The organism is Roseateles sp. P5_E11 (genome assembly GCF_054049355.1).
Map to the genome: position 1 here is coordinate 1 of NZ_JBFUMO010000643.1, position 3,098 is coordinate 3,098.

Annotated in this window: 4 protein-coding genes; 3 read left to right on the forward strand and 1 reads right to left on the reverse strand. The window is 62.9% G+C overall.

Annotated features, from left to right (window positions below; translation table 11 throughout):
* The first annotated feature begins 51 nt into the window (after positions 1-51).
* From ACXJKR_RS28430 to ACXJKR_RS28440, 3 genes are read left to right on the forward strand one after another with little or no spacing between them, the layout of a single operon-like run.
* Positions 52-144, forward strand: a complete 93-nt coding sequence (locus ACXJKR_RS28430) for a MipA/OmpV family protein (protein ID WP_457325687.1) — start codon at positions 52-54, stop codon at positions 142-144.
* Positions 144-830 carry a response regulator transcription factor gene (locus tag ACXJKR_RS28435; RefSeq protein ID WP_457325683.1) on the forward strand — a complete coding sequence of 229 codons (687 nt, stop codon included), beginning with the start codon at positions 144-146 and terminating at the stop codon, positions 828-830. The genes ACXJKR_RS28430 and ACXJKR_RS28435 overlap by 1 nt, the downstream gene beginning before the upstream one ends.
* Positions 817-2,175: a sensor histidine kinase gene (locus ACXJKR_RS28440; RefSeq protein WP_457325684.1), complete on the forward strand. Its 1,359-nt coding sequence runs from the start codon at positions 817-819 to the stop codon at positions 2,173-2,175. The genes ACXJKR_RS28435 and ACXJKR_RS28440 overlap by 14 nt, the downstream gene beginning before the upstream one ends.
* A 280-nt stretch (positions 2,176-2,455) precedes the next feature.
* On the opposite strand, the gene ACXJKR_RS28445 is transcribed toward ACXJKR_RS28440, so the two are convergent.
* A partial coding sequence (locus tag ACXJKR_RS28445; protein WP_457325686.1) for an extracellular solute-binding protein occupies positions 2,456-3,098 on the reverse strand: 643 nt, incomplete at its 5' end.

A 3,098-nucleotide genomic window follows, 5' to 3' on the forward strand; every position in this document is an offset into this window, starting at 1 on the left:
CGTGCGACCTACCTGATCAACGGGTCCAGCTCGATATTCCTTGATGTTGGCATCACCAGTCTCGCCAAGGAAATCAAGAACAGCCCGCTGGTCGACCGCTCGACGGAGAACCGGGTGGCGATCGGCTACATGTACCGCTTCTGATGAACCGCATCCTCCTGGTCGAGGACCATGAACGCTTGGGACGCCTCATCCGCGAGGGGCTGTCACAGGCCGGCATTGCGGCCGACGTGGTGGGGCACATAGACGCAGCTTGGGTGGCTCTCAGGCAGGTCGACTACGGCGCCCTGGTTCTTGATCGTGGATTGCCGGATGGCGACGGTCTGGCCTTGCTGCAACGCTTGCGCAGCGAGGGAAACGGCATCGCGTGCCTGGTGCTGACGGCGCGCGATGCCCTGGGCGACAGGGTCAAAGGGCTCGAAGCCGGTGCCGACGACTACCTTCCCAAACCGTTCGCCATGGATGAGATGGTGGCACGCGTTCGTGCGTTGCTGCGGCGACCTGCGCAGCAGCGCTCGCTGGACCCCGCTTCGGGTGACCTGCGGCTCCATCCGCAGGCCGGAACGGTTCAATGCAGAGATGACACCGTGACGCTTGCGATGGCGGAAATGCAGATCATGCTTTTGCTGGTGCAGGCCAATGGGAATATGGTCCGCCGCGCTGCGCTTGAGGCGGCCGGGTGGGGCCTGTCCGACGCAGTGACGCCGAATGCCTTGAACGTTGTGCTGCACCGCCTGCGGCGCAAGTTGTCGGCGATTGGCTCTTGCCAGCGGATCGTCAACGTGAAGAGTCTCGGCTACGCGCTTCAGGATGCAAATGCCGCGCAATAGCCTGGGTCTGCGGGTGCTCGGCGCGTACCTGACTGGCGTCGTGGTCAGYGTCGTCCTGATTGCGGTGGGACTGACGGCGTTGCTGACCTACCGTGCCGACGTCCTGAACTGGCGGGTGACTGATCAGGCCCGAGCCATCGCCAAGCGCGTGAAATTCGACGACCAGGGCCAACCGGTCGGCCTGCTCTCTAACGGGAATGACGTCGATTGGATCTATCTCAGCCTCAAGGATGAGCTTGCCTACCGGGTGCTTGACTCGTCAGGCAAGGCGGTTCTCAACTCCCCGGCCGGCGAAGAGTTCTGGCCTGACAGGGATTCGAGGGTCCGTAGCTGGGAGCAAGTCGGGTTTACCTTCGAGCGCGGTGGATCGAGGATTCACGTTGCCACGGCGCCTTTGCAACATGACGGGCGCACATGGCATGTGCAGTACGCCGGCAGCGCTCGCATGTCCGACCTGTTTCATGTGGAGTTTGCGTTGCCGCTGTTGAGCAAGGTCATAGCCCTGTTCAGCCTGATCCTGCTGGTGGTCTTTGGTGCTTGCTCGTACGTGACTCTTTGGCGCACCTTCCGCCCGTTGAGGGACATCTCTGCATCGGCGACGAAGATCTCGCCGCGCTCCCTGCACGCCAGATTGCCAACGGACAGTGCACCATCGGAGGTGGCGCCTCTCGTGGACAGCTTCAACCGGACGCTGGATCGGCTGGAGCGCGGATACCGCGTACAGCAGGAGTTCTTGGCTTCGGCTGCCCACGAGCTGAAGACGCCGCTGGCCTTGATCCGAGCACAGGTCGAGTTGAGCAGTGCAAGCGTGGAACGCGATTCCTTGCTCCAGGACGTTGAGCACATGACTCGGCAGGTGCAGCAGCTCCTGCTGCTGGCGGAAGCCAGCGAACTGCAGAACTACAACCTGGCGCCGGTCGACATTCTCGAGCTGGCTCAGGAGGTGTCGGCCTACCTGCAGCGAATGGCACAGGCTGCCCAGGTGCGGATGGAACTGCAAGCCGGCAGATCGCGCCCAACATGGCTTGCTGATCGCCACGCCTTCTTCATGCTGCTGAAGAACTTGGTTGAAAACGCCATCCAGCATTCGCCACCTGGGGCATTGGTGAGTATCGAGGCTGACATCCGATCGATCAGCGTGCGTGACCGGGGCGTCGGCGCAACCGATGAACAACTGTCACGGATGTTTATTCGCTTCTGGCGCGGGGCACATCGCCGTGACCAGGGTGCCGGCCTTGGCCTGGCTATCTGCCTGGAGGTCGCTGAAGCTCATGGATGGTCGCTGACTGCAGGGCGAGCAGACCCCGGTTTACGGTTCGAGCTGACGCGACCGGACCAGCGGTAACTTCTTCTGCACAGCACCGGCAAGGCACGGCAGTTACCTCTCTCGGCAGATCGACAATCTAGAGCAGGGCCAGTGACCTGTTCAGCCGCTTGGGTGGCGAACGGTTCCTGCTGTCCTAGCGGGCGCAAGCCATAGCGAAGCCGGCAGCGACGCGAACCAGGGTCCTCAGGTGTTCGAGTGCGAGCCCGTTGCGGTGAACCTGCCGCCGGATGCCGTCAGCGGTGGCGTGGGTAGCAGGCCTGGTTCGACCGGGTGATGACCCTGACATCGTGACGACGTTTTAGCGCCTGCGGCTAGGGGTGGGTGCGGTCAACACGGCGACTAGGCGCTTCATCGTCTGCTGGGTTGTGACGCGATCGTCGCGCCAGTAGTCGCTGATGACTTCCCGAACCGCGTCCTCGACTTCAGCGCGGACGGACATGCTGAAGCTCGGCACGAGGCTGTTGCTCTGCGTCGCTTGGCGGAACGCCGTCGCAGACTGCTGGCCACAGCGGTCGAAGCCAGACAGATCTGCTTCCTGGTTCGCCGGGATGGAGCCCTTGATCATGTTGAACTGCTGCTGGACATCCGGCTGCATGACCAAGCGGGCGAAGTCCTGTTGGGCCCGGGCCTTGGCTGCGTCCGCCATGGCGAACATTACAAACGAATCGCTGGTGAAGATGTAGCCATCACCCGTCCCGGGCGGGGCAACGCACTGGAACTGGAATCCTGACGACTCAGCGGCGGCCACAAAGATGGGTTTGGCCCAGTCACCGACGATCTGCATGGCGGCCTTGCCGCGGATGACGGCGCGGGTGGCCTCCGTCCAGTCGTGCTGCGGCGCCTGCCAGTCCGTCTCCCGGCGCAGACGCCGGAACGTGGTGAGCACCTTCTCCATCAGCGGGCTGTTGATTACGTTCGGATCCAGCTTGCTGAAGGCCTGC